This window comes from Phaeovulum sp., assembly GCF_030684035.1.
In the GTDB taxonomy this organism is placed as follows: Bacteria; Pseudomonadota; Alphaproteobacteria; order Rhodobacterales; family Rhodobacteraceae; genus UBA6213.
In genome coordinates this window covers 1-23,709 of record NZ_JAUXPI010000048.1, presented here as the reverse complement: position 1 = coordinate 23,709, position 23,709 = coordinate 1, and the positions used below count along the sequence as shown (strand labels likewise).

The following is a 23,709-nucleotide window of genomic DNA, read 5'->3' as shown; positions in this document are numbered from 1 at the left end:
GCGAGGCTTGCGCTGGCCGCGCGCGCGGCGGCGGAAGTAATAATGCCCGATCCAGTATGCGGCGACAAAGGCGATGCCGTAGATCGCCACGGCAGCCATCGCCGCAGCAGAATTGTTCCAGAGCCAGACCCCGGTCAGGATCGGCATGCCGATCAATGGCAGCAGCATGGTGGTGGTCAGCACATTGGCGACATGCCTGTGACCGGGCCCGACGAGGCCGATTTCGATGCCGCGCATTGCCAGTTGATGAAAATGCATCTGGCCGGGCTGGCCGCGCGGGCGGCCCGAGCGGCTGCGGCGGCAATCAATCTGCCGCGCGCCGACACGCCATAGCCGAGATCTTCGGCCAGACAGGCCAGAAAAATCGGCAGGAGCGAGAGCGCCAGCAGCCTGAAGCCTGGGCCGAGCGCCTCGGAAGGCACAAAACGGAAGGCCGCAACAATGGCAGCGACCACGCCGATGCCGCCGACCCGCGGGGTCAGCTTGCTATGCGCCGATTGCACTGCGATGTTGTCGGCTGCGCCCCCTCGCGCAAACATGGCCACAGCAACGCGGCTTTCCGCCACGAGGCCACAGCGGGGCTTGCGCGGACCTGTCCAAAAGGTTAACTGATCAGTGATGATCGAGAGTACGAATATATGTGCGCTGGTCGGATGTGCCGGTTTTGGTGGTTTGCGTGCGGTAGCCTGCGCGCGTGCGGCACTGGATTTGCCACGATGACCCCCTCGAACCCCGCCAGCCGCGAAGACCTGCGCTTTCGGGTGCTGCGGCTCTTGCAGGAGAACCCCGAGATGAGCCAGCGCGCGATTTCGGCTGCACTTGGCGTGAGCTTCGGCGGCGTCAACTATTGCCTGCAGGCGCTGGCCGAAAAGGGCATGATCAAGATCCGCAACTTCCGCGCCTCGAACAACAAGCTGCGCTACGCCTATGTGCTGACCCCGCAGGGATTGGCGGAAAAGACCGCGCTGACCGGGCGCTTCCTGCGCCGCAAGATGGCGGAATACGAGGCGCTCAAGGCCGAGATCGAGGCGGTGCGGGCGGAGGCAGGGGCTGCCGATGGCAGTGCGGAACCGGCGGAATGAAACGGATTTCAGGACAGGAACGGGCGGCTAGACCATGAAGATTGCAATGATCGGCACCGGCTATGTGGGCCTCGTTTCGGGGGTGTGTTTCTCCGATTTCGGCCATGACGTGGTCTGCGTGGACAAGGACCCGCGCAAGATCGAGCTGCTGACCGAGGGCAAGGTGCCGATCTACGAGCCGGGGCTTGAGGATCTGATGGCCAAGAACGTCGCTGCCGGGCGGCTTTCCTTCACGCTCGATCTTGGCGCGGCGGTAGCGGGGGCGGATGCGGTGTTCATCGCGGTCGGCACCCCGACCCGGCGCGGTGATGGCCATGCCGACCTGACCTATGTGATGGCCGCGGCCGAAGAGATTGCAACGGCGCTGACCGGTTACGCGGTGGTGGTGACGAAATCGACGGTACCCGTGGGCACCAACCGGGCGGTGGCCCGCAGCATTCGCAAATCCCGCCCCGGTGCCGAATTCGACGTTGCCTCGAACCCCGAGTTTCTGCGCGAGGGTGCCGCGATCGACGATTTCATGCGCCCCGACCGGGTGGTGGTGGGCACCACCTCCGAGCGCGCGCGCGAGGTGATGGGCGAGATCTATCGCCCCCTGTTCCTGCGCGAATTTCCGGTGCTTTACACCGATCTCGAAACCGCCGAGATGATCAAATACGCGGCCAACGCCTTTCTGGCCACCAAGATCACCTTCATCAACGAGATCGCGCAGCTCTGCGAGCGGGTCGGTGCCGATGTGAAGGAAGTGGCGCGCGGCATGGGGCTTGATGGTCGCATCGGCAACAAGTTCCTGCACGCGGGGCCGGGCTATGGCGGCTCGTGCTTCCCGAAAGACACGCAGGCGCTGGCACGGATGGGGCAGGACAATGCCTGCCCGATGCAGATTACCGAAACCGTGATCAAGGTGAATGACGAGATCAAGCGGCGGATGATCGACAAGATCCTCGATCTTTGCGGCGGCTCGGTGAACGGCAAGGTGGTTGCGGTGCTGGGCGTGACCTTCAAGCCCAATACCGATGACATGCGCGATGCGCCAAGCCTGACCATCGTGCCCGCTCTGATCGGCGGTGGGGCCAAGGTGCGCCTGGTTGATCCGCAGGGCCGTGCCGAGGGTGAGGCGCTGTTGCCCGGCGTGCACTGGATGGATGACGCCTACAAGGCCGCGCAAAAGGCCGATTGCCTGGTGATCTTGACCGAGTGGAACGAGTTTCGCGGGCTCGATCTGGGCAAGCTGGCGAAAAAGATGGCCAGCCCCCGCATGGCCGACCTGCGCAACATCTATTCGGCCAAAGACGCCAAGAAGGCGGGCTTTGAGGCCTATGTGAGCATCGGGCGGTAGATGCGGGTTCTCGTCACCGGCACCGCGGGCTTCATCGGCTACCATCTGGCGAAGCTCTTGCTGGCCGAGGGCCACCTTGTGCAGGGCTACGACGGCATGACCGAGTACTACGACGTGGCCTTGAAGCGAAAACGCCACGCGATGCTGCTGCAAAACCCCAATTTTTCCGCCACCGAGGCGATGCTGGAGGACCAAGCCACGTTCGACCGGGTGGCCGATGCCTTCGCCCCCGAGGTGATCGTGCATCTGGCCGCACAGGCCGGGGTGCGCTACAGCCTTGAAAACCCGCGCGCCTATCTCGACGCCAACGTGATCGGCAGCTTCAACGTGATGGAAGCGGCGCGGCGGCTGAAGGTGGGGCATCTGCTGATGGCCTCGACCAGTTCGGTTTACGGCGGCAACGAGGCCATGCCCTACGCCGAGACCGACAAGGCCGACACCCAGATGTCGTTCTACGCCGCGACCAAGAAGGCGACCGAGGCGATGGGCCACGCCTATGCCCACCTGCACCGCCTGCCCACCACGATGTTTCGCTTCTTCACCGTCTACGGCCCCTGGGGCCGCCCCGACATGGCGCTTTTCAAGTTCACCGAGGCGATATTGGCGGGCCGCCCGATCGACGTTTACAACCACGGCGACATGTGGCGCGATTTCACCTATGTCGACGACCTCGTGCGCGCCATCCGGCTGCTGATCGACGCGGTGCCGGGCGGGCCGGAAACCGCCGTTGCAGGCGACAGCCTCTCGCCCGTGGCACCCTGGCGGGTGGTCAATATCGGCAATTCCGAGAAAGTGCGGCTGACCGATTTCATCGAGGCCATCGAGGCTGCCACCGGTCGCAAAGCCACCCGCAACCTGATGCCGATGCAGGCAGGCGACGTGCCCGCGACATGGGCCGATTGCTCGCTGTTGGCGCGACTGACGGGGTACAAGCCGCAAACCGATATGCGCGAGGGCGTGGCAAGGTTTGTGGAGTGGTGGCGGGGGAATGCGGCGGCGCGCTAGGGGTAAACGTTATCGGGCGGTTGGGGATTTTGCCGCAATCCTCTTTCCCCATTGAGCTCAGGCGACGCGGATAATCTCGGCGGTGCCGAGTGCTTTGAAGCGGGTGATGCGGGCGACACGGATCTGGATTTCAGCGGTCTGGCGGTCGGGGTGTCTCGCAGCGATGCGGTCTTGGAACGCCTTGAGGTCGAGCAGGTTCAGCGCCGCTGGTTCGAGCGAACCTGCGAGGGCATCGTTGCCTCGATCCGGCTTCGGGCTTGGTAGCCGGTCCAGCGTTTCCCAGGCGCTCTGCCGTAGAGCCAGGTAGCGCGCAGGGTTTCGTTTCTTGCGATCGCCGCCGGGCAGTCTTCTTTCCACGGCCGCCGGTTCTTGCGGATCGGGATGAGCGCGGTGGCATGACGGTCGATGATGGCGGTTTGGCAGCGGCGGGTGTCATAGGCGCCATCGGCGGTCACCGTGCCGATCTCTTCGCCTTCCGGGATATGGACCGCCAGGGACTTCTGCCTGCGGCACCGGGTCGTATGTTCCGGCACCGTCCAGTCCAGATCGGCCATCTTCAGCAGGCTGGCCACCATCCCGACCGTCTGCCTGAGCGGCAGCTTGAACAGGACCTTGATCGTCAGGCATGTGTGAATACACCGCCGCCGCTATTGCCCGATGGAGGCCACCCGCAGCGACCCGGCGCGGCGCAGCGCGCGATCGAATGCCTCGCCCACCTGCGTCAGGCGCAATTCGTTGTCCATCAGGTTGACCGCGGGCGTGATGCCCTGCCACGGATAGGGGTTGGCGGAGAACCACGCGTGGCGTTCGACAAAGGGCAGCCCCTCCATCATCGCAATCGCGCCTTCGGCAAAGGCCGCGTTGGCAGCATAGCTGGCACTGCTGGGTCGGTTCCAGTCGATATGGGCAAACTCGGTCACCCAGATCGGGCGGCCGTATTCAGCGTGAACCGCTTCCAGCCACGCCTTGAAGGCAGCCACATCGCCCGTGCGCGAATAGTAATGCACCGCCATGAAATCGACGCGTAGCCCCTTCGTCTCGGCCAGATCCATGAAGCGGCGCTGCCAGCTTCCGCGCCCCAGCGTGCCGCCTTGGGTTGTGGCGGGGCTGCCAAGGCGCAGGCCGCGCGCCTCGATCTGCGGCCAAAGCGCAGCGGCTTCTTCCGGGCTCAGGCCCGCCTGGTGGCTGCCCGGCCCATCGGGTTCGTTGAAGCCCAGCAGCACGCGCACCCGGGTATCGGACTGTATGGCTTTGCCGATGTCGTCGGCACCGTGGATCATCGGCACAAACTCGACCGACCGCGATTGCCCGCCCGCGTGCCAGATCTGGTCGGTGCGCCAGTTGTAGTACCAGCCGAGCGCGGGGGCGCGTTCGATCCATTCAAGCATCGTGTAGCGCGGGTTTTCCCAGGCACCGATGCCCGCCTTCTGCGCTACGGCAGTGGTGGCAATCATCGCGAACACCATCGCAAAGGCAAGCTTTCTGAACATCTGTCCCTCGCAGGCCAGCCTGTTTCATAGCCGCAGAAAATGGAGAATCCATGTCTTTGGTGTGGCCGTTTTCGGCCCAGGCGCAACCTGCACTGCGCTTACAGCAAATACCACAAGCAGTGCAAATGCCGGTTATTTGCCACAAGCAGTTGTGGCGATAATCCGCCGATGCGGGCCGCGGGCGGCCGCTATTCGGCGGCGATACGGGTCTGGGAGGTTCCGCCGGGCGGGGTAGTTGCGCCCGCGGGTTTATCGAATGTCGCGGTTGGAAAATAGCGTTTCAACCGCGAGATCGGTTGTTCCAGCGCGTACCACGATATGGTAGCCGCCAACAGCGTAAGCGCCGAGAGTATCGCGAATGTTGTCGGACCCGGGGCCCAGATTGCGGGGAAATACTGGCCGACAAGCCACCAGATCATCAGATGGTAAATATAGACAGCATAACTGATCTTGCTGACGAACAACGTTGCCTTGTTGCCCAGAAGCCAGCCTGCAAGACCACCGTAGCCGACAAAAGCGCCTGCAACCAAAACCGCAAGTGCTGGCTGGATCATGACGCGGTAAGATTGCGAGTTACCAAAACCTTCCCATAGATAGAACGGAGCCGCCAGCACCAAAAGGGCGGCGATGATCGCAGAGCGAGATATCAGAACCAGCGCTACGGCCCGAACCCGCATCAGCAGACAGGTAAACGCGCCCATCGCGATCGGATCCGAAACGAAAACCATGTTGCGCCACCAACCGCTCAGGCCGAATTGTTCGCCATTGACGCGCACCAGGATCATCGCGGTAAAGATGAAAAGCACCAGCACATAGATGCGCCGGAGCGGCAGCAGCAAGATGACAATCGGCCAGAGCAGGTAGAACTGTTCGAGCGCGTTGAGGCTCCACAGATGCGAGGTGATCCAAGGTTTGAAAGACCCGGAAATCGCGAAATAGATGTTCGACGCCTGCAGAATCGGCCACATCGCCAGCCCGCGAAAACCGTCCATGTCGAAGATCACGCCCAGAGCCACCAGCACGAACAGCGCCGGAAACAGCCGCAGCGCGCGGCGGGCATAGAAATTGAGAATATGAATGCGCCCGCCGCGGTCTCTGGCGGTCATCAATATCTGGGAGATGATGAAACCGGACACCACAAAGAACAGTGATACCCGCACGTGTTCGGTGGTCGGACTCTTGTTCCAGAAATGCACATAAAGCACGCCGATCATGGCCAGTGCGCGCAGCCCGTCTATCTGCACGCGACGGCCGATAAGGGGGGTGTCGGTCATCCCGAGATTCCTTCCCGCCAGGCTGCGGCAAGGATAGCGCATGCACCGTTCAAGTCACGGGAAAACCGTGGTTTTGTGGCAAATGCAACCTTAGCGCGAGAAGCAGCTCGATTGCCGCCCGAAGCCTGCGGGCGAGCAAACGTATGACCCGCCGCCGAGGCTCAGGCCCGAACTGACTCTGGCTGAAACCGGCACCACCGAGGTCTTGCGGCTGCCCGACTTGCCAGCCCGCCAGTCGAAGGCGACAATCGCGCCGCGCGGCGCGGTCTTTGCCACCGGTGCGGCGGTTTCGGTCAGCGCCGCGGCGAAACCGGCCGTAGCCAGCATGAGCGCCGCAGATACGGTGATTGCTTTAGCGGCCAGCGCCGCGCGCAGATTGATGGTCATTGCTGCTCGTCCCTCGTTTTGACCGAAAGACAGTGCACGGCGGGCGGTCGGATCAGCGGCCACGGGCGTATCGTGAAAAGCCTTCTGGTATTGACGCACTCCTTACTCGCCACAAGGTTTACGCGTCAATCGCGCCAAAACGCGGGCCAGAACGGGGCAAAACTATGGGGGCACCGCAGCGCCCCCAAAAAACCTTTGCATTGAATCGCTTACCTGCTGTGCGACGGGTTGGCGCTTTTTCGCCTATGGTACGCGAGGTGCGGCAGAGTGTCGCAGAAAGGTCTCATAAGCTTACGGAAGCACGCGGTTGCCCACCCGCCAGTCGGGCCGCCCGAAACCTTCGGGCCAAGCATAGACTTCCGGGAAGTTGAAATAGACCACGCCGACGAGGTCCGGGTATTCGGGATAGGCCACGCGGACCGCGCTTTCCCAGGCATCGACATAGGCCGCCTTGCCGACATAGCCGAGTTCAGCCACCACAATTGGTTTGCCGTAAGCCGCAGCGCGATTGTAGCGCGGGGTCAGGATGTCGTTGAAACTGCGGTCGCCGCCATACTTCGCCTGATCCCAGGCTTGCAGACCGAAGACAGAAAGCCCGACAAGGTCAACATAGTCATCGCCGGGGTAGTAAAGTTCCATTCCCTCGTCGCCCAAAGGCGACCACATCACGGTGATGTTCGGTGCCTCGGCGCGGCAGATGTCGATCATCCGCCGATAGGCTGCGATATAGTCGGCAGGCTCCCAACCGGCCCAGATGAACTGGCCGTTGTCGTCGTCCATCTCGTGGCCCCAGCGCAGGGTCACCGGGCTTTGCAGCGTATCGAGTACGCCGCAGATGGTGCGCATGTTCACATCATAAATGCCGTTGGCGATGCCTTCACGCAGATATTCCGGGGTGTTGCGCTCATCGCGCGACCAGGTCCAGGGCTCGAGCGTGATCAACAAGGCGCGGTTACGGGCCAGCGCGTAGGCGTCGGCGTCGGTCAGTGAAGGCAGAAACACGTCTTCCCACGGCAAAAAGACATGCTCGATGATCGGCACCGGGTCATTGGCAAAGCTGCCTTCGGGGTCATAAGCCCCAAACGGCACCGTGCCCGGCGGGGCGGCCAGTGCAGGTGCCGCCAGCATCGCCCCGGCAACGGCGAGCGCCATAAACCCAGCCTTGCGGCCCAAGCCTTCGAGAGCGTTCAGTTTTGGTTTCATGTCAGTCGCTCCTCATTCTGGCCCCGCGAAGGGCGTTCAGTTCCAACCTAAATCGAAACGAAAGCGGATGGCGGGTCCGGCGGCACTGCTGCCCGCCCCCGATACGGCATATTCGGCCCGCGTGATGCGCAGCGGCTCCAGCCCGAAGGCCAAGGCATGGACGCTTTCGGTGGCCCGCATTCCCAGCGCCACTACCGCCAAGACCACCAGCGCGGTCGCGAACCCGAATTGCGTAACCGTGTCGCGCGCCTGATCGCGCCAGCCTGTGCCACTTTCAATGCGATGGTGCACGACGATCACCCCGACTATTGCTGTATAGATGATGGCGTTGAAGGTCAGTAACAAGTAGAAGCCGCGCGCTTCCTGCACGCCATCGACCAGCAGCACCGGCAGCAGGCAGCCCAGCGCCAGCGCCACATAGACCCCCAAGACCCGGCCCGGCAGCCGCCGCGCCACGTTGGTGCCCTTGGGCGTGATGCGAAAATCGACAAAGCGGCCGGTCAGGCGATCACGCAACGCCATGATGCAGCCCCACAGCACCCAAGGCCATTGCAGGGCCATGAACAATGCCTTTTCCCAACCGATGATGCTCGCATCGACCGGGCGCATCATCCGGTCCCATTTGAGCATGAAGGCGAAAAAGGTCAGCACCACCACGCTGGGCAGCGAATGCCCAACAAAGGCGGGGTAGGTGACATCGGCAAAGCGCATGTCGAACACCACCGCCCCGATCGGCATGAAATACATCAGCGCCGTGGTCAGCGCGAACAACGGATACCAGAGCTGGCAGAACACGAACAGAAACTGCAACCGCGCCGACAGATGCCCGACATAGTGCGAGGTATGCGACAGGAGCAGCGTCAAAAGGCTGCGCGACCATTGGAATTCCTGTGTCACCAGGTCAGTCAGCGTCGCCGGGCCGTCGCCAAAGGCGATGGCGTCGATCGCATGCACGCCGCGCCAGCCGCCCGCATTCATCAGCATCGAAGTGGAATGATCCTCGGCCAGCTCCGGCCCGAGCCCGCCGATTTCCTTCAGGGCGGCGGTGCGCACCGCGTAATGCGAGCCGATGCACATCGGTGCGAGCGCGCCGGTATAGCCGGCCTGCATGACGCCGTGAAACGCCGCCTCGACGTGCAGTCGGGTGCGCGCCGCCCAGCTTTCGGCGGCATTCGCATTACAGATCGAGGGCGCGCTCACATAGCCCACGCCGGGGTCGGCGAAGGGTCGCAGGATTTCGCGCAGATAGCCCGGTTGCGGCACATGGTCGGCGTCAAGTTGGCTGACAATGTCATAGTCGTCATAACCGAAAAGGTCATAGAAATAGGCAAGGTTGCCTTCCTTGCAGCGAGTGCGGCGTGGCCAGACCGGCCTGTGGTAGTCCATTACCCCTTTGCGCGACACGACCCTGACCCCATGTGCCGCGCACCAGACCAGGGAGTCAGGGCTTGGGCTTTCATCGGCAAGCCAGGTGTCGTGCGGGTAGTCTTGGGCCAGCATGGCTTTCAGCGTGCGTTGCAGCAGCTCGAATGGTTCCGACGGAGTCTTGGTCACGATCATTGCAACGCGATACTGGCCGGGCTCCGGTGCAGGCGCGTTGGAAACGCGCGCGCGCAAGAAAACCACCACGAAGTAAAGCTGCATCGAATAGACCCAAACCAGCGGCAGCGTGACCGCCGCAAAGCTGAACGGATTGAGGACGTTCGCCGGGTTCAACCACCATTGCCAGAAAAACACCGCCGCCCCGAGCCAGAGCGCAATGACCGCCCAATAACGCCAGCGCTTCACCCCGAGCAGAGCAGGGCGCAGAAATGGGTGCAGAAATGGATGCGACGCGGGGCTTTGCTCGGTGGGTGGTGCGCGGGTGGCGGTGTCGCGCCTATCGCGCATGCCGCACCTCCAGCCCGAACCAGGGCGCTGCGTCCTGCAGGATGCGGTGGAGGTCTGAATGTGTGGTGCGAAAACCGAGCACTTCGGCGGCCCGCGCCGGGTCGGCGGTCAGCACCGGCGGGTCGCCGACGCGGCGCGGCACCTCGCGCACCGGCACCTTGTGCCCGGTCACCCGTTCCACCGCCGCCACCACCTCGCGCACCGAATGGCCCAGACCGCTGCCAAGGTTGACGGCAAGGTTCCCGCCACCCGCCAGCAGATGCCCCAGCGCAAGCACATGCGCCCGCGCCAGATCGGCGACATGGATGTAATCGCGGATGCAGGTGCCGTCGGGCGTGTCGTAATCGGTGCCCAGAATCGCCAGCGGCCCCGCGCGCCCCGAAGCCGCCAAAAGCGCCAGCGGGATCAGATGCGTCTCAGGGTCGTGCCGCTCGCCAATTTCGCCCTCGGGGTCGGCACCGGCGGCATTGAAATAGCGCAACGCCGCGTAGTGCAGGCCGTAGGCCGCAGCATGATCGCGCAGCATTTCTTCGCACGCCAGCTTGGTGCGGCCATAAGGGTTGATCGGACGTTGCGGCGCATCTTCGGTGATCGGCAGGCGGTCCGGAAGGCCGTAGGTGGCGCAACTGGAGGAAAACACCACGCGACTCACACCGGCGCTGCGGCAGGCATCAAGCAGCGAAATCATGCAGCCCACGTTGTTGCCCCAGTATTTCGCAGGCTCGAGTACCGATTCACCGACATAAGCATAAGCTGCAAAGTGCATCACCGCATCGATCCGGTGTTCGGCCAGCGTGGCGCGCAGCGTGGTGCCATCCCGCACATCGGCCACCACCAGCGGCCCCCAGCGCACCGCATCGGCATGGCCGATTTCAAGCGTGTCGTAAGCCACCGGCAGGTGCCCGGCCCGCGCCAGCGCCTTGCAGGCGTGCGAACCGATGAACCCGGCACCGCCGGTTACCAGTACGCGCGCGCCTTTACCCATCAGGACACCCGTTGAACCGGCGCTTCGTCCGCCTCGATGGTGCCGGCGAAATAGGCGATGGTGGTATCGAGCCCCTGATCAAGCGCGACCTTCGGGTTGAACCCAATACGCTCGCGCGCGCGGGTGATATCGGGGCGGCGTTGGCGCGGATCGTCGGTGGGAAGCGCGCGGAACACGATCGGTGAGTGCGAGCCGGTCTTGGCCAGTACCTTTTGCGCCAGTTCCAGCACGGTGAACTCGACAGGGTTGCCAAGGTTCATCGGTCCGCGGCAATCGGGCGGGCTTGCCATCAGCGCCATCAGCCCATCCACAAGGTCATCGACATAGCAGAACGATCGGGACTGCGAGCCATCACCGTAAACGGTGATCGGCCGCCCCATCAGCGCCTGCACGATGAAGTTGGAAACCACGCGCCCGTCATCATGCGCCATCTTCGGCCCGTAGGTATTGAATATCCGCGCTACCCGAACTTCCAGCCCGCGATGCACGCTGTATTCGTAAAACAGCGTTTCGGCGGCACGCTTGCCTTCATCATAGCAGGCACGCGGACCAAAGGTATTGACCGCACCGCGGTAGCTTTCCTGCTGCGGCGAAGTCTCGGGGTCGCCGTAAACCTCTGAGGTCGAGGCTTGCAGGATGCGCGCGCCCTTGGCCTGGGCCAGCATCAGCAGATTCTCTGCACCCCGCACCGAGGTCTGAAAAGTATGCAGCGGGTCGCGCTGGTACTTTTCGGGCGAGGCCGGGCAAGCGAGGTTGTAAATCTCGCTGATCGGTTCTTCGATCACGATCGGGTCGATCACATCATGCAGCCGGAAACAGAAGTTCGGGCTTTCGGCCAGGTCGCGCACATTGCGCAAACTGCCGGTCATCAGGTTATCGAGGCAAATCACCCGCCGCCCGGCGGCAATGAGCCGGGCGGAAATATGCGAGCCCAGAAACCCGGCCCCCCCTGCCACCAATACAGATCTCTCGTACTTGCCGCGCAGAGCATATTCGGCGCTGCAATTCTGATCGAATGCAAGTATTTCACCAGCCATAATCCGCCCCCCAGTTCCAGGGCAAACGAAACTCCGAAAGACTCAGCGAAAACAGGGGCGAGCAGCAACCCAGATTCCCGCACAGCCCACCTATCGGAAACCGCTACCCTAACTGTTTACTTATAAAGGAAATCAAGGTTTTCAAGTAGTTAAAAATATTTGCCGCACCTACCATTTCAGACAAGTTGACTTGCGAACGAATCATGCGACGACACTACCCATAGTGTTTTCACTATGATGTGAAAATTTTTTGCGCCAGCCCGAACACCGAACTGGGCAAGACCGCAACCACGCCAAACCACTCAAAAACCCCCGCGCAAAGCAACAAGACAGCGCGGCGCCGCCGTTTTAGCGGCAGGCAGCCCTGGCAGGACCCGCGCCACAATCTGCTCTCTATTGCAAACGGCGAGGCGGGCATCAAGATGCGGGTCATTCATCCTACGGGACTTTCGGCAGGAGTTTGGCAAGCACGGTCCAACCGTTGTTCCGCTAAAACCTCCTGAGACATCGCAGCGGGCACCCCTGCCTTACAGACGCAAGCCCGTAGTGGCATCGAAAAGCTTGGCCTTGCGCATTTCGACCTCGAACCGGAAGCGCGTTCCCTGCGGCCTCGCGTCTTGCGGCCGTACCCGGGCAATCAGGTCGCGGCCACCGATTTCGAACACGATCATCGTGTCGGGGCCGGTCGGCTCTACCACCGCCACCGGAAGTTCGAAACAGAACCGGTCGGGCCCGGGCAGTTCCGAACCAGCGGCGAAAATCGTTTCGGGCCGCAGCCCAAGGATCACCTTCAGCCCGTCGCGCCCCGCCACGCGCCGCGCCATGGCATCGGGTAACGGAAACCGCAGCAATGCGTCCGGTGCGCCGCATTCGACAAAGCTGCCACCATCCTGCCGCAGCTTGCCCTCAATCATGTTCATCGGCGGCGAACCCATGAATCCGGCCACGAACAGATCGACCGGATCGTCGTAGACCGTGAACGGGTCGGCAAATTGGCGGATGTGGCCAGCTTCCATCACCGCGATGCGGGTGGCCAAGGTCATTGCTTCGATCTGGTCATGGGTGACATAAACCACGGTCTTGCCAAGCCGCTGATGCAGCTTCTTGATTTCGGTTCGCATCTCGATGCGCAGCTTGGCGTCGAGGTTCGAAAGCGGCTCGTCGAACAGAAACACCTCGGGCTTGCGCACCAGCGCGCGCCCCATTGCCACCCGCTGCTGCTGGCCGCCGGAAAGCTGGGCGGGTTTGCGCTCGAGGTAGTCTTCAATGTGCAACAGACCGGCAAATTCGGCGACGGCGGCATCCTGCACTTGCCTCGGGATGTGGCGCACCGACATGCCGAAGGTGATGTTGTCACGCACCGACTTGGTCGGGTAAAGCGCATAGGACTGGAACACCATGGCAATGTCGCGGTCGCGTGGCGGAACATCGTTGACCCTGCGCCCACCGATGAAGATGTTGCCGGAACTCAGCGTCTCAAGCCCCGAAATCAGGTTCAGCAGGGTCGATTTTCCGCAGCCGGAGGGGCCGACCAGCACCACGAACTCGCCGGGGTCGATGGTCAGATCGATGCCCTTGATCACCTCGGTCGCACCGAATTTCTTCCAGATGGCGTCAAGGCGAATGTCCGACATCGTGTTATCCCTTCACCGCGCCCGCCGACAGGCCGCGCACGAAATAGGAACCGGCCAGCACATAGACGGCAAGCGTCGGCAGCGCGGCGATGATCGCGGCGGCCATGTCGACGTTGTATTCCTTGACGCCGGTCGAGGTGTTGACGACGTTGTTCAGCGCCACCGTCACCGGGTTGCTTTCGCCCACAGTAAAGGCGATGCCGAACAGAAAATCGTTCCAGATCTGGGTGAACTGCCAGATCAGCGTGACCACGATCGCGGGCAACGACATCGGCAGGATAATGCGGAAGAAGATGCCAAAGAAGCTCGCGCCATCGACCTGCGCGGCGCGCACGATGCCATCAGAAACGCCGATGAAGAAGTTGCGGAAGAACAGCGTGGTGAAAGCCAGACCATAAACGGTGTGCACCAGGATCAGCCCCGGTACCGTGCCTGCCAGCCCCAGCACGCCAAGTGTGCGCGCCATTGGCAACAGCACCACCTGAAACGGAATGAAGGCACCAAACAGCATCAGCGCAAAGATCACGTCGGCCCCGCGAAACCGCCACTTGGTCAGCGCGAAACCGTTGAGTGCACCGAGAAAGGTCGAAATTGCCACCGCAGGAACCGCCATCAGCACCGAGTTCCAGACATAGGGTGCCAACCCGTCACAGCGCACGCCGACGCATGCCGAGGTCCACGCTTTGGCCCATGCCTCGAAGTTGATGGATTGCGGCAGGCTGATCAGCGTGCCTTGGCGGATTTCCTCCAGCGATTTCAGCGAGGTCGAGACCATCACCACAAGTGGGGCAAGGTAATAGACGCAAAAGAGCGCCAGCACGAGAAACAGAAACCCGCGCTTCAGCCTTTGCCCAATACCCTGCGCCCGCACGATGCCGCCTTGCGATTGCCTGATCATCGGCGCGCGCCCCTCAGTTCGGAATAGAGATACGGCACGATGATTGCGACCACGGTGACCAGCATCATCACAGCACTTGCCGCCGCCACGCCAAGCTCGCTGCGCTGGAAAGCGAAAGCGTACATGAAGGTAGCGGGCATGTCGGTTGCATAGCCGGGGCCGCCGCCGGTCAGCGCCATGACCAGATCAAAGCTTTTGATCGCAAGGTGACCCAGGATGATGACGGTGGACATGAACACGGGGCGCATCATCGGCAGCACGATGCTGAAATAGGTGCGAAGCGGCCCCGCCCCGTCAATTGCCGCGGCTTTCAGCACCTGGTCGTCAACCGACCGCAGACCGGCCAGAAACAGTGCCATCGCGTAGCCCGAAGACTGCCAGACCCCGGCGATGACGACGGTGTAGATCGCGTAATTCGAGTTCACCAGCCAGTCAAAGCTGAAGCTTTCGAACCCGGCCTGCCGCATCACCCGCTCCAACCCGAGGCCAGGGTTCAGCAGCCATTTCCAGACCGTGCCGGTGACGATGAACGACAGCGCCATAGGGTAAAGGTAAATCGTGCGGATCGCGCCTTCGATGCGGATGCGCTGATCGAGAAGGATTGCGAGTAAAATGCCGATCGCCAGACAGAGGCTGATGAACAGCACCGAGAACGTCACCAGATTGCGCAGCGCGACGTGCCAGCGCGGGGTTGACCAGAGCCGCACATATTGCCCGATCCCGTCGAGCCGGTAGTCAGGCATCACCCCCGACCGTGTGAACGAGATGTAAAGGGTCCAGCCGATGAAGCCGTACACGAAGAAAAGGCTCATCGCGAACAACGGCGAAACGACAATTTGCGGCAACCACCGGTCGAAGCTGCGCCAACGGATTCGCGGGGGGGAGCCAGTCACTGCCATGACCCTTGCTGGGGCAGGGGGCTTCTTCGCCCCCTGCACGCTAGAAGTCTATTGCGCCCGCGCGACTGCTGCGGCGAGCTGCTTTGCGGCGTCTTGCGAACTCATGCCCGAGTTGAAGAACGCTGTCACCAGATCCATGATCTCACCGCGCACGGACCGTGGCACCGCCATTTCATGCGCCATCGAGGGAACCAGCGCATTATTGGCAATCGCCGCCACCAGATCGTCGTGAGAGAGCTTGGCGCAGGCATCAAAAGCGTCAAGCGAAACGTCGGTGCGCGCCGGGATCGAACCCTTGGCAAGGTTGAACACGCTCTGGAAATCCGGTGACATGATCAGGCTGGCCAGCGTCTGTTGACCGGCCAGATTGTCCGCACCCGAGACCTTGAAGAAGGTGAAGCTGTCGGAGTTCAGCACGAACCCGCCGCCCGGCGTCGGTGCACAGAGGATGTCCACGCCCGGCACCAGCCCTGCGGCCAGAAACTCGCCCTTGGCCCAGTCCCCCATGATCTGGAAACCGGCCTCGCCGCGGCTGACCATGGCAGTAGCAAGGTTCCAGTCGCGCCCAGAAAAGTTCGGGTCGACGAAGCCGCGCAGCATTCGCAATTGGTCGAAAGCCGCCACCATCGTGTCGCTGGTCAGCGCCGCCTGGTCCAGCTCTACCAGAGCCTTGCGGTAAAAGTCGGCCCCGCCGACCCCCAGCACCACATCTTCGAACAGCGTCGCATCCTGCCAGGGCTGGCCACCATGCGCCAGCGGGATGATACCGGCGGCGCGCAATTTTTCCGCCGCGGCGTTGAATTCGGCCCAGGTGGTCGGCATTGCTTCGACACCGGCTTTTTTCAGCGCGTCGGGGTTGGCCCAGATCCAGTCTACCCGGTGGATGTTGACCGGCGCGGCAACGTATTTGCCCTCGAACTTCATGATCGATGCCAAGGCCGGGGGCAAGACGCTGTCCCAGTTCTCGGCAGTCGCCACGCCGTCGACATCGTTCAGCGCGCCTTCAAGCGCCCATTCCTGAATGCCCGGACCTTTCAACTGTACCGCCGTCGGCGGGTTGCCCGCCACGACGCGCGCGCGCAGTGCGGTCATCGCCGCATCGCCACCACCACCGGCGATCGGTGAATCGATCCAGGTGCCATTCAGGCTTTCGAACGCCTTTTTCAGTTCACCGACGGCCTTGGCCTCGCCGCCCGAGGTCCACCAGTGCAGAACCTCAACCGTGCCGCCCGCCTGGGCGGCCGAAGCGCAGATACCACCGGCAAGGGCCGCAGTCGTCAGGGTCTTGATGATCGAAACCATTTGAGTGTCCTTTCCTCCGCTGAATCGCGACCGCGCAAGAGATACCGCCCGCGCGGTCCGCAAACACCTAGCCACAGCCGCGCCGCGCGGAGCCTCGACCGAACGGGGCTGCATGCTGATCATGTCTGATGAGAACTCGCCGCTGCTGCTGCCGCATTGACAGTTGTCAACGCCGACGTGGTTTTCTGACCGCGCGGGTCAGGCGTTTTGGGGCAAATTTCAACCTTCAACGTGGTCGTTGATGGTGGTCAATGCCGTTGCATCGTCGGCGGGTGATGCTCGTGCCATTCAATTTGTGACAGCAGCAGGGAATGCCATGAAAAGGGATACATTCTGGGCGCTGGTAATGAACTCGACCCGCGCCCGGATATTGCGCGGCGTGCGTAAGGGTGGCCATCAGGGTGCGCCCGAACTGGTGCTCCGGGCACCACACCGGGCATTGCGCGGTATCCTGTCCGGCGTGCCACGCGACGCCGCGCCCCCGCCGGGCCCGGGGCGGTGCCCCGCGCTGCAATGCACCTCGGACCCGGTGCGTGAAGATGCGACGGCCTTTGTCGAAGAAGTGGTCGTGCTGCTTGAAACCCACCGCAAGGCGGGCGATTTCGACCGGCTCGCTATCTTCGCTTCGCAAGAGGTTCTTGGCACCCTGGACAAGCACCTGACGGCAGGGCTGAAGGCGGTTACCAGCAGCGAGGTCGCAAGGGATCTCATGCAGGAATCCGAACCCGATCTGATGCGGTCGGTCCGTGGGCAGCTTCACGAGAATTGACTGCTGTTGTGACCGTGGCTGTAATCTGCGGCAGTCGGTGCCAAAGGGGAGGCAGGAATGTTCAGGAATCGTGCAGAGGCGGGAAGGATGCTGGCCGAGCGGCTGTTGCACTACCGCGGGAAGGATGTCGTGGTCCTTGCCCTGCCGCGGGGCGGTGTACCGGTGGCGGCCGAGATTGCGCGCGTGCTCGACGCGCCGCTTGATCTGATGCTCGTGCGCAAGGTCGGTGCGCCGGGTCAGCCAGAACTTGCTCTGGCCGCCATTGCGGGATCCGATGGCGAGGAACTGGTGGTCAATCCCGAGATCGCCGAGGCGACGGGCCTTGACGCCGCCGCGATCAGGCACCTCGCTGATGCCGAGCGCCCCGAACTGGCGCGACGCAGGGCGAAGTATCTGGCGGGCCGCCCACCGGTTCCGCTGGCGGGCAGGACAGCGATCCTCGTGGACGATGGCATCGCCACCGGCGCGACCGTGCGCGCGGCGCTGCGCGCCTTGCGCCGCGCAGCGCCAGCGGGCATCGTTCTTGCGGTTCCCGTTGCGCCAGCCGAAACCCTTGCCGACCTGCGCACCGAAGTGGATGCGATCATCTGCGTTGAAACGCAGCTTCTTCTTGGCTCGGTGGGTGCCTATTACGCCAGCTTTCCGCAGGTAAGCGATGCTGAAGTGATCGAAATGCTGGCGGCAACCAGAACCGACGTTCCCGTGCCGCCTTCACCCATTGGCCCCGGCGGCAAGTAGCTCGGCGGCGCGGGTCAGGTAGGATCGCGCCTGAAGGGGCCATTTTTCGGGTGTGCGGGGGACCGGGTCGCGCAGATGGTCAATCGTCAGCCGTGCCCGCGTCAGGCAGCGAAACACACCGTAGGCGCGCAGCAAGCCGGACGAGGGGGGTGAAAACCCGGCCGCCGTGATCGCCGCCAGCAGTTGCGCGCCGATCCAGCGCGCACCCAGCAGGGCACATTCCAGCCCCAGGTAGTTAACTTCGTCGAAAACGTCGATCATCCGCATCTCGACCGAAAACTCCAGCCGGTCGAAGATCGTCGGCGGCGTTGTCAGGCAGACATGCTCCGGCCGCAGGTCGCCGTGCCCCTCGACCACCAGCCGGGTCCGGTCGCGGGCGCGGATTTCGGCTGCGTGGCGATCTATGAGCGCGGCACCCGCGCTAAGAGTGGTGCCATCGTAACCGCCGCGCAGATATGCGCGCATCTCGGTCAGATTGCGAATGTTGACCGCGCTTTCGCACCGCAAATGACGCAGATAGAGGCCGGGATTGGGGCGGTCTGCCTGCCGGTCGCGGTAAAAGGCGATCAGGCGATTGGCGACGGCGGAAATCTCGGCGGGTGCAGGCGATTGGCCAGACCGAAGGCAGGCATCAAGCAAGCGCTCGGTCGGCAACCGCCGCATTTCGACCAACCAGTCGATCACCCTGCCCGTCATGCCAAGCGCCATCTTGCCTGCCTCATCGCAGACAAGAGGCACGAGCCCCAGGTACATCTCGCCCGCCAGTTGCCGGTTCAGGCGGATCTCTTCACGGCACACATGTTCACGCGCCTCAAGGCTGCGGTAATCAAGGTAGTCAAAGCAGATCGGCTTCTTCAGCTTGAGAACCCGGTCGGCCGCGACAAACACATAGGCGGTGTGGGTTTCAATCCGTTGCGCGCCCGGCAGCGCCTGCGCCAGAAACGCAAGCTTTTGCGACAGGCTGACATCGGCTTCACGCTGGGCACCATTTTCCGCCACCTCGTTCGCGCCTCAAGCCCAAAGCTCCCGCAGGGGCTTGCGCAACGCATGCGCGACCTGACCAAGCTCCCCCGCCGAAAGCCGCCGCCGCAGAAGGTCGAATACGGCCACCACGCAATCTTCTGGTTCTTCGAGAGGCACGTTGACGAAAGGTGCCTCGACCCGCGCCAGAAACGCCTCTTTGCCGCGTGGGCGCGCGGGGGTCTTGGCGGGTATCCAGCCTTCGTAATAGACCCCGCGCAACAGCACAGGAAGCTGGGCGGCAAGATCGACCGCCTCGTTGACCGTCAGAAAATCGCGCAAGGCATGCAGCGTGGCGCGCAGCAACATGTAGGTGCGCGCCTTGTCGTGCCATCCGAGATCTTCGCCTAGGGAATTGAGCCATTCGGCCACCACTTGCGGCGCGTGGTCCAGAGTGGAAATTTCGATGGTTTTCATGCCGTCTCTCCGCTTCCGCCGATGTTCAGATCAAGATTGTGGCCGCAGCCAGCGCGCCGCATTGACGCCCGTCAATGCGGCGTCACAAGGCGAGCGTGATGCTTTGACCATGCTGTTCTTCGCCCTCAACCGATCAGATGCACTGGGCCGCGCCGTTGCGGCGGCTGGGGGCTTTTGCGTGGCAAAGCATGAGGAACGCGAGTTTGATGGCGGCGAGCACAAGGCGCGACCCCTCACCTGTGTGCACGGCAAGGACGTGTGGGTGCTGCATACGCTCAACGGCGAACCGGGTGCCTCTGCCAATGACAAGCTTTGCCGACTGCTGTTCTTTTTGGCCGCCTGCCGCGAGAACGGTGCGGCAAGTGTGACGGCAATTGCGCCCTACCTCGCCTATTCCCGCAAGGATCGCCAAACCAAGCCCGGCGACCCGGTGACCACGCGTTATGTCGCGGCGTTGTTCGAGGCGGTGCAGACGGATTGTGTGGTGACGATTGACGTGCACAACCTTGCCGCCTTTCAGAACGCGTTTCGTTGCCGCACGTTGCACCTCGACACGGGGCGGATGTTTGCCGCCGAAATTCTGGCGCGCCGCGGCGAAGCGCCGATCGCCGTGGTCTCGCCCGATGGCGGCGGCATCAAACGCGCGGAACTGCTGCGCGAAACGCTGGTGCAGATGAGCGAAGGACCGGTTGACTTCGGCTTCATGGAAAAACGCCGCAGCGGCGGCGCGGTATCGGGCAGCTTGTTCGCGGGCGATGTTTCCGGGCGCGAGGTGTGGATCGTTGATGACATGATCGTGGGCGGCGGCACCATGTTGCGCGCGGCACTGGCCTGCCGGGCGCATGGTGCCGCGCGTGTGCATCTGCTGGCGGCGCACCCGTTGTTTTCGCCAGATGCGGCGGCGCTGCTGGATGACCCGGCGATCGACAGCATTACGGTGACGGACACCGCCCCGTGCCCCGAGGCGGCGGCGGCGCGTCTCGGCGGCCGCTTGCACCGCCTTTCGGTGGCACCGATGCTTGCAGAAGCCATCTTGCAACTGCACCACCCGTGCCCGAATGGCCTGCCAGCAGCTGCCAACGCCGACTCTGTGGGGGGGTTCTGAAGCGGCCTGGGCCTTTAGCCACTGCGATAGGAAGGGGGCCGAAATGCGCGCGATCACGGCAGTGCGAGACGGCGGGGCGGCGGGAACCGCGCGGGCTTCGTATCGGCACCAGCAATGACCGGGCTAAGCATGTTGCAAGCAGATGGCGGGCGCGACGATCAGCGGGAAGTGGTGCGCTTCTTGATGGACCCGACCACCTATGGCGGCACCCCGGTTTCGGTCGTTGAAACCCACGGCGCTTATGTCTTTCTCGCAGGCGAGCAAGCGATCAAGATCAAGCGCGCGATCCGCTATGAATACATGGATCTTTCGACCCTTGGTCTGCGCAAGCGCATGTTGCGCCGCGAGTTTGCGCTGAACCGCGCCACCGCACCGCGCATATACCGCGAGGTGGTGGCGGTCACCCGCCGCGCCGATGGCAATCTGGAACTGGGCGGCACCGGTACGGTCGTTGAGTGGGCGCTGCGGATGTGGCGCTTTCCAGCGGCTGACGAGCTTTCGGTGATTGCCGAGCGGGGAGCCTTCAGCGACGCGCTGGCCGACGATCTTGGAAGCGCGATCTTTGCGTATCATGGCAAGACGCCGCGCCGCGAAGCCGATGGTGCCCGGCTGATTGGCGACATCCTCGACGAACTCGATGCGGCTTTTGCTGGAATGCACGCCGAACTTGGCGCGCAGGCCGTCGCTGCATTTCACGCCGGTTCGCGCGCGCACCTTGCAGCGTTCGCACCGCTGCTGAACCGGCGCGCCGCCGAGGGACATGTGCGGCGCTGCCATGGCGATCTTCACCTGCGCAATCTCGTGCTGCTTGACGGCGTTCCGACCCCGTTTGACGCGCTGGAATTCAGCGAGACCCTCGGCACCTGTGATGTGCTTTACGATCTGGCCTTTCTGATCATGGATCTGCGCCATCGCGCGTTGCCGGGTGCCGCGAACATCGTGCGGAACAGCTACCTGCTGGCGGCGGCGGGCACAGAGGATGCGGGCCTCGCTGCGTTGCCGTTATTTATCGCTGTGCGTGCGGCAATTCGCGCGATGGTGGGTGTTCAGGCCCACCGTGCCTTCCACAATCCACGCCGCTTGACCGAAGACGATGCGCGGCAATATCTGGCCGAAGCATTGGCCGCGCTTGCCCCCGCAGCACCGCGTTTGATTGCGGTCGGGGGGGTATCGGGCACAGGCAAGTCGACGCTTTCCCGCGCGCTTGCACCCCAGATCGGCGCGGCACCAGGCGCGGTGCATCTGCGCAGTGATCTGGAGCGCAAGGCGATGGCCGGGGTGGCACCTCGCGATCATCTTTCGCCGGGTTGGTATTCCAGGACGGGCCGCGAGCAGGTCTATCGCCGGATGTTCAGCCGAGCCCGTCGCGTTCTTGCAGCGGGTCATTGCGTACTGCTTGACGCGACCTTTCTTGACCCGGGCGCACGCGATGCGGCGGCTTCGCTTGCGCGCGAACTGGCGGTACCCTTCACCGGCCTCTGGCTGGAAGCGGGGCGAGAAACGCTTCTGGGCAGGGTGGGGGCGCGCATCGACGACGCTTCTGATGCCGATGCCGTGATTGTGCGCCAACAACTCGCGCTTGATCCAGGTCAGAACGACTGGCAAAGGGTCAATGCCGAGGGGCCGTTTGCCACGGTGCTCGCTCGCGCCGCCACGGCGCTCGGCATCTGATCAGTTGCGCTAATTCGGCGCAAAAAGCGCGGCCCGGCGAAGCGCGGGCCGGGTGCCAGCGGGCGGTGGCGCGATTTGCGCTGGTATTGCGGCAAACGCCCCGCGAACGCGGTCAGTGCAGGGCGGTTGGCCGAACGCTGACTGGGCAAACCGAAGGCTAGCAAAGCTGTCTTGCATGCCGCCCATTTGCACCAGCCTCGAAAGATCAGGGATTTCGAAATGCTGCGGATCGTGGATCCTGATGACACCGCGCACAGCCAAGCGGTGGGTGATCCGGCTGATCGATTCCTGCGAGGTGCCCAGAAGGTCAGCAATGTCCGCCCGTTTGAGTCCGACCGTCAGGATTCCGCCGCCGCCGGGCAAAGGTGTATAGGGCATAAACCGCGAGGCCATCGCCAGAAATGCGCAAAGCCTTTCGTCGATTGAAAGCGCGCACAGCGACCAGGCGAGCAGGCGCAACTGCTCCAGCTTGATCACGCGCAACGTGTAGACCGCCCGCGCCAAATCGGCTGCATCCTCTTGCAGGCGTCGGAAACCGTTCCGCTCGAACCGGCAAAACTTGGCCGGGGCCGAGGCCTCTAATTGGTAGGCGTTGCGCTGGCCGCTGGGTTCGCTGACGAAATCGCCGGGAAGCATAAGACCACTGATCTGGCGCTGCCCACCGACCCGGTAGCTTTGAATCCGAAGGCTCCCGGAAATCAGCACACCTTCGAGCTCGCAGCCAAGTTCGCTGTCCCAGACATTCTGATCTTCCAGATAGGTCTGGGGCGTGGATATCCGCGCCAATCGGGCCTGCGTCAACGCGCTTAATTGCCCGCACAAGCCATGCCTTCGCAGCGCGCAATCGGCACATTTCAGGTTGGGCAAAAGGTCCTTAGGGCCAGACATTTCAGTAGCCACTCGGATCTCTGGGAGCTGGAACGGGTTACGAATTCCGCCGCGCGGTCAGACGCAATTTTCCTCTGATACCAAAACCGGCACCACACATTCAGCGCCAGACCAAAACACAGCCCAGCCCAGATTGGCGGACCGCGCAGAAAATCAAGCGTTACACAAGAACGCTAAACCAATTACCCCAATGTTTCCTTGACAGAAATCAAACGCCGCCCAAGTCTGCATGCCAGTGGAAGCCCGGTATGGGGTATCGGTTTTTCCGGTTTCGCAGACTGGCAGTGTTCACGGTCCCACGGCACGGCACGGCACGGCGCTTGCCGCGCGCGCGGCCGGGCCGAATGGAAAGGCTGCTTCAGCATGACGGTGCCTGACCAAGACTTGGTGCTTCCTGCCGTGCTTCGGTATGGCGGCGGCAGGCGTGTCGGGCAGTTTTTTGACACCTTCACGCGCACGGCACGCGCCGAAATTGCAGCCATCTCATCGCAGAGAACGGTCCTCGCTGGCGAAACCGTAGTCGCCGTAGGCGAGCGATCCCGGTATCTGGGATATGTTCTCGACGGTATTTTGGGAATGAAAAAGGTCCTGCCTGACGGTCGTACGCATATCATCGGGCTTCTGACCGAGGCAGACATGTTTGGCCGTGTTCTTGACGGGGGTTCCGGCTTTTCGG

At 62.9% G+C, this 23,709-nt stretch carries 22 protein-coding genes and 2 pseudogenes; 8 read left to right on the top strand and 16 right to left on the bottom strand.

All coding sequences use genetic code 11. From position 1 onward, the window contains the following. Window positions 1–258, bottom strand: a pseudogene (locus tag Q8J98_RS11920) (UDP-phosphate N-acetylglucosaminyl 1-phosphate transferase); the annotation flags it as partial. A gap of 458 nt (window positions 259–716) precedes the next feature. Here Q8J98_RS11920 and Q8J98_RS11915 point away from each other — a divergent pair. The 3 genes from Q8J98_RS11915 to Q8J98_RS11905 are packed head-to-tail and all read left to right on the top strand — an operon-like array spanning window position 717 to window position 3,426. Continuing rightward, a complete protein-coding gene (locus tag Q8J98_RS11915) occupies window positions 717–1,082 on the top strand; it encodes a MarR family EPS-associated transcriptional regulator (protein WP_305294544.1) in 366 nt (121 codons plus the stop codon). Window positions 1,083–1,116: 34 nt separating this feature from the next. Further along, window positions 1,117–2,421, top strand: a complete 1,305-nt coding sequence (locus Q8J98_RS11910) for a UDP-glucose/GDP-mannose dehydrogenase family protein (RefSeq protein WP_305294542.1) — start codon at window positions 1,117–1,119, stop codon at window positions 2,419–2,421. Continuing rightward, window positions 2,422–3,426, top strand: coding sequence for an NAD-dependent epimerase/dehydratase family protein (locus tag Q8J98_RS11905; RefSeq protein ID WP_305294541.1), 1,005 nt, complete (start codon window positions 2,422–2,424; stop codon window positions 3,424–3,426). It abuts the gene before it with no gap. Window positions 3,427–3,483: 57 nt separating this feature from the next. Here the strand turns inward: Q8J98_RS11905 and Q8J98_RS11900 are convergent. The 12 genes and pseudogenes from Q8J98_RS11900 to Q8J98_RS11845 form a co-directional block, all read right to left on the bottom strand. After that, window positions 3,484–4,061, bottom strand: a pseudogene (locus tag Q8J98_RS11900) (transposase); the annotation flags it as partial. Window positions 4,062–4,073: 12 nt separating this feature from the next. Continuing rightward, entirely contained in the window at window positions 4,074–4,916 is an 843-nt protein-coding gene (locus Q8J98_RS11895) for a glycosyl hydrolase (protein WP_370868086.1), read from the bottom strand. A 188-nt stretch (window positions 4,917–5,104) separates the two neighbouring features. Continuing rightward, window positions 5,105–6,190, bottom strand: a complete 1,086-nt coding sequence (locus Q8J98_RS11890) for an acyltransferase (RefSeq protein WP_305294540.1) — start codon at window positions 6,188–6,190, stop codon at window positions 5,105–5,107. A 90-nt stretch (window positions 6,191–6,280) separates the two neighbouring features. Further along, a complete protein-coding gene (locus tag Q8J98_RS11885; protein WP_305185384.1) occupies window positions 6,281–6,577 on the bottom strand; it encodes a hypothetical protein in 297 nt (98 codons plus the stop codon). 291 nt (window positions 6,578–6,868) lie between these two features. Further along, the gene (locus Q8J98_RS11880) at window positions 6,869–7,780 is read right to left on the bottom strand and encodes a glycoside hydrolase family 26 protein (RefSeq protein ID WP_370868085.1); all 912 of its coding nucleotides are present in this window, start codon (window positions 7,778–7,780) and stop codon (window positions 6,869–6,871) included. A 36-nt stretch (window positions 7,781–7,816) separates the two neighbouring features. Further along, window positions 7,817–9,670: a glycosyltransferase family 2 protein gene (locus Q8J98_RS11875; RefSeq protein ID WP_305294539.1), complete on the bottom strand. Its 1,854-nt coding sequence runs from the start codon at window positions 9,668–9,670 to the stop codon at window positions 7,817–7,819. Then, a complete protein-coding gene (gene galE / locus Q8J98_RS11870; protein ID WP_305294538.1) occupies window positions 9,660–10,655 on the bottom strand; it encodes a UDP-glucose 4-epimerase GalE in 996 nt (331 codons plus the stop codon). The genes Q8J98_RS11875 and galE overlap by 11 nt, the downstream gene beginning before the upstream one ends. Then, the gene (locus Q8J98_RS11865) at window positions 10,655–11,692 is read right to left on the bottom strand and encodes a UDP-glucuronic acid decarboxylase family protein (protein ID WP_305294536.1); all 1,038 of its coding nucleotides are present in this window, start codon (window positions 11,690–11,692) and stop codon (window positions 10,655–10,657) included. The genes galE and Q8J98_RS11865 overlap by 1 nt, the downstream gene beginning before the upstream one ends. A 527-nt stretch (window positions 11,693–12,219) precedes the next feature. Further along, on the bottom strand, window positions 12,220–13,326 hold the full coding sequence (locus Q8J98_RS11860; protein ID WP_305294535.1) for an ABC transporter ATP-binding protein: 1,107 nt from the start codon (window positions 13,324–13,326) through the stop codon (window positions 12,220–12,222). Window positions 13,327–13,330: 4 nt separating this feature from the next. Then, window positions 13,331–14,224 carry a carbohydrate ABC transporter permease gene (locus tag Q8J98_RS11855; RefSeq protein WP_305294534.1) on the bottom strand — a complete coding sequence of 298 codons (894 nt, stop codon included), beginning with the start codon at window positions 14,222–14,224 and terminating at the stop codon, window positions 13,331–13,333. Beyond that, a complete protein-coding gene (locus Q8J98_RS11850) occupies window positions 14,221–15,036 on the bottom strand; it encodes a carbohydrate ABC transporter permease (protein WP_305294533.1) in 816 nt (271 codons plus the stop codon). Before Q8J98_RS11850 ends, Q8J98_RS11855 begins: the two co-directional genes overlap by 4 nt. Window positions 15,037–15,171: 135 nt before the next feature. Further along, window positions 15,172–16,425 (bottom strand): ABC transporter substrate-binding protein, encoded by a 1,254-nt coding sequence (locus tag Q8J98_RS11845; protein WP_305294532.1) that lies wholly within the window; start codon window positions 16,423–16,425, stop codon window positions 15,172–15,174. A 316-nt stretch (window positions 16,426–16,741) separates the two neighbouring features. Here Q8J98_RS11845 and Q8J98_RS11840 point away from each other — a divergent pair, with 316 nt between their 5' ends. Both Q8J98_RS11840 and Q8J98_RS11835 read left to right on the top strand, forming a co-directional pair. Further along, complete coding sequence (locus Q8J98_RS11840; protein WP_305294531.1) at window positions 16,742–17,194, top strand: host attachment protein; 453 nt, start codon at window positions 16,742–16,744, stop codon at window positions 17,192–17,194. 57 nt (window positions 17,195–17,251) lie between these two features. After that, window positions 17,252–17,932: a phosphoribosyltransferase gene (locus tag Q8J98_RS11835; protein WP_305294530.1), complete on the top strand. Its 681-nt coding sequence runs from the start codon at window positions 17,252–17,254 to the stop codon at window positions 17,930–17,932. Here Q8J98_RS11835 and Q8J98_RS11830 read toward each other — a convergent pair. Both Q8J98_RS11830 and Q8J98_RS11825 read right to left on the bottom strand, forming a co-directional pair. Continuing rightward, window positions 17,906–18,931 (bottom strand): hypothetical protein, encoded by a 1,026-nt coding sequence (locus tag Q8J98_RS11830; protein ID WP_305294529.1) that lies wholly within the window; start codon window positions 18,929–18,931, stop codon window positions 17,906–17,908. The two genes, Q8J98_RS11835 and Q8J98_RS11830, sit on opposite strands and share 27 nt — an antisense overlap. Window positions 18,932–18,943: 12 nt before the next feature. Then, window positions 18,944–19,369, bottom strand: coding sequence for a DUF2267 domain-containing protein (locus tag Q8J98_RS11825; RefSeq protein WP_305185190.1), 426 nt, complete (start codon window positions 19,367–19,369; stop codon window positions 18,944–18,946). A 109-nt stretch (window positions 19,370–19,478) separates the two neighbouring features. Here Q8J98_RS11825 and Q8J98_RS11820 point away from each other — a divergent pair, with 109 nt between their 5' ends. After that, entirely contained in the window at window positions 19,479–20,474 is a 996-nt protein-coding gene (locus Q8J98_RS11820) for a ribose-phosphate pyrophosphokinase (RefSeq protein ID WP_305294528.1), read from the top strand. 114 nt (window positions 20,475–20,588) lie between these two features. Further along, a complete protein-coding gene (locus tag Q8J98_RS11815) occupies window positions 20,589–22,145 on the top strand; it encodes a bifunctional aminoglycoside phosphotransferase/ATP-binding protein (RefSeq protein ID WP_305294527.1) in 1,557 nt (518 codons plus the stop codon). A 9-nt stretch (window positions 22,146–22,154) separates the two neighbouring features. Here Q8J98_RS11815 and Q8J98_RS11810 read toward each other — a convergent pair whose 3' ends face one another. Then, the gene (locus Q8J98_RS11810) at window positions 22,155–23,012 is read right to left on the bottom strand and encodes a Crp/Fnr family transcriptional regulator (protein ID WP_305294526.1); all 858 of its coding nucleotides are present in this window, start codon (window positions 23,010–23,012) and stop codon (window positions 22,155–22,157) included. 384 nt (window positions 23,013–23,396) lie between these two features. Here Q8J98_RS11810 and Q8J98_RS11805 point away from each other — a divergent pair. Beyond that, on the top strand, window positions 23,397–23,709 hold a 313-nt coding region (locus Q8J98_RS11805), incomplete at its 3' end, for a cyclic nucleotide-binding domain-containing protein (RefSeq protein ID WP_305294525.1).

Excerpts from the sequence above, each read along its gene's own strand:
- Q8J98_RS11820 (WP_305294528.1), top strand. The coding sequence starts at position 19,479 with ATGCTGTTCTTCGCCCTCAACCGATCAGATGCACTGGGCCGCGCCGTT.
- Q8J98_RS11815 (WP_305294527.1), top strand. The coding sequence starts at position 20,589 with ATGACCGGGCTAAGCATGTTGCAAGCAGATGGCGGGCGCGACGATCAG.
- Q8J98_RS11855 (WP_305294534.1), bottom strand. The coding sequence starts at position 14,224 with ATGATCAGGCAATCGCAAGGCGGCATCGTGCGGGCGCAGGGTATTGGG.
- Q8J98_RS11895 (WP_370868086.1), bottom strand. The coding sequence starts at position 4,916 with ATGTTCAGAAAGCTTGCCTTTGCGATGGTGTTCGCGATGATTGCCACC.
- Q8J98_RS11885 (WP_305185384.1), bottom strand. The coding sequence starts at position 6,577 with ATGACCATCAATCTGCGCGCGGCGCTGGCCGCTAAAGCAATCACCGTA.
- Q8J98_RS11905 (WP_305294541.1), top strand. The coding sequence starts at position 2,422 with ATGCGGGTTCTCGTCACCGGCACCGCGGGCTTCATCGGCTACCATCTG.
- galE (WP_305294538.1), bottom strand. The coding sequence starts at position 10,655 with ATGGGTAAAGGCGCGCGCGTACTGGTAACCGGCGGTGCCGGGTTCATC.
- Q8J98_RS11915 (WP_305294544.1), top strand. The coding sequence starts at position 717 with ATGACCCCCTCGAACCCCGCCAGCCGCGAAGACCTGCGCTTTCGGGTG.
- Q8J98_RS11890 (WP_305294540.1), bottom strand. The coding sequence starts at position 6,190 with ATGACCGACACCCCCCTTATCGGCCGTCGCGTGCAGATAGACGGGCTG.
- Q8J98_RS11840 (WP_305294531.1), top strand. The coding sequence starts at position 16,742 with ATGAAAAGGGATACATTCTGGGCGCTGGTAATGAACTCGACCCGCGCC.
- Q8J98_RS11850 (WP_305294533.1), bottom strand. The coding sequence starts at position 15,036 with ATGAGCCTTTTCTTCGTGTACGGCTTCATCGGCTGGACCCTTTACATC.
- Q8J98_RS11910 (WP_305294542.1), top strand. The coding sequence starts at position 1,117 with ATGAAGATTGCAATGATCGGCACCGGCTATGTGGGCCTCGTTTCGGGG.
- Q8J98_RS11865 (WP_305294536.1), bottom strand. The coding sequence starts at position 11,692 with ATGGCTGGTGAAATACTTGCATTCGATCAGAATTGCAGCGCCGAATAT.
- Q8J98_RS11875 (WP_305294539.1), bottom strand. The coding sequence starts at position 9,670 with ATGCGCGATAGGCGCGACACCGCCACCCGCGCACCACCCACCGAGCAA.
- Q8J98_RS11860 (WP_305294535.1), bottom strand. The coding sequence starts at position 13,326 with ATGTCGGACATTCGCCTTGACGCCATCTGGAAGAAATTCGGTGCGACC.
- Q8J98_RS11845 (WP_305294532.1), bottom strand. The coding sequence starts at position 16,425 with ATGGTTTCGATCATCAAGACCCTGACGACTGCGGCCCTTGCCGGTGGT.
- Q8J98_RS11835 (WP_305294530.1), top strand. The coding sequence starts at position 17,252 with ATGTTCAGGAATCGTGCAGAGGCGGGAAGGATGCTGGCCGAGCGGCTG.
- Q8J98_RS11825 (WP_305185190.1), bottom strand. The coding sequence starts at position 19,369 with ATGAAAACCATCGAAATTTCCACTCTGGACCACGCGCCGCAAGTGGTG.
- Q8J98_RS11880 (WP_370868085.1), bottom strand. The coding sequence starts at position 7,780 with ATGAAACCAAAACTGAACGCTCTCGAAGGCTTGGGCCGCAAGGCTGGG.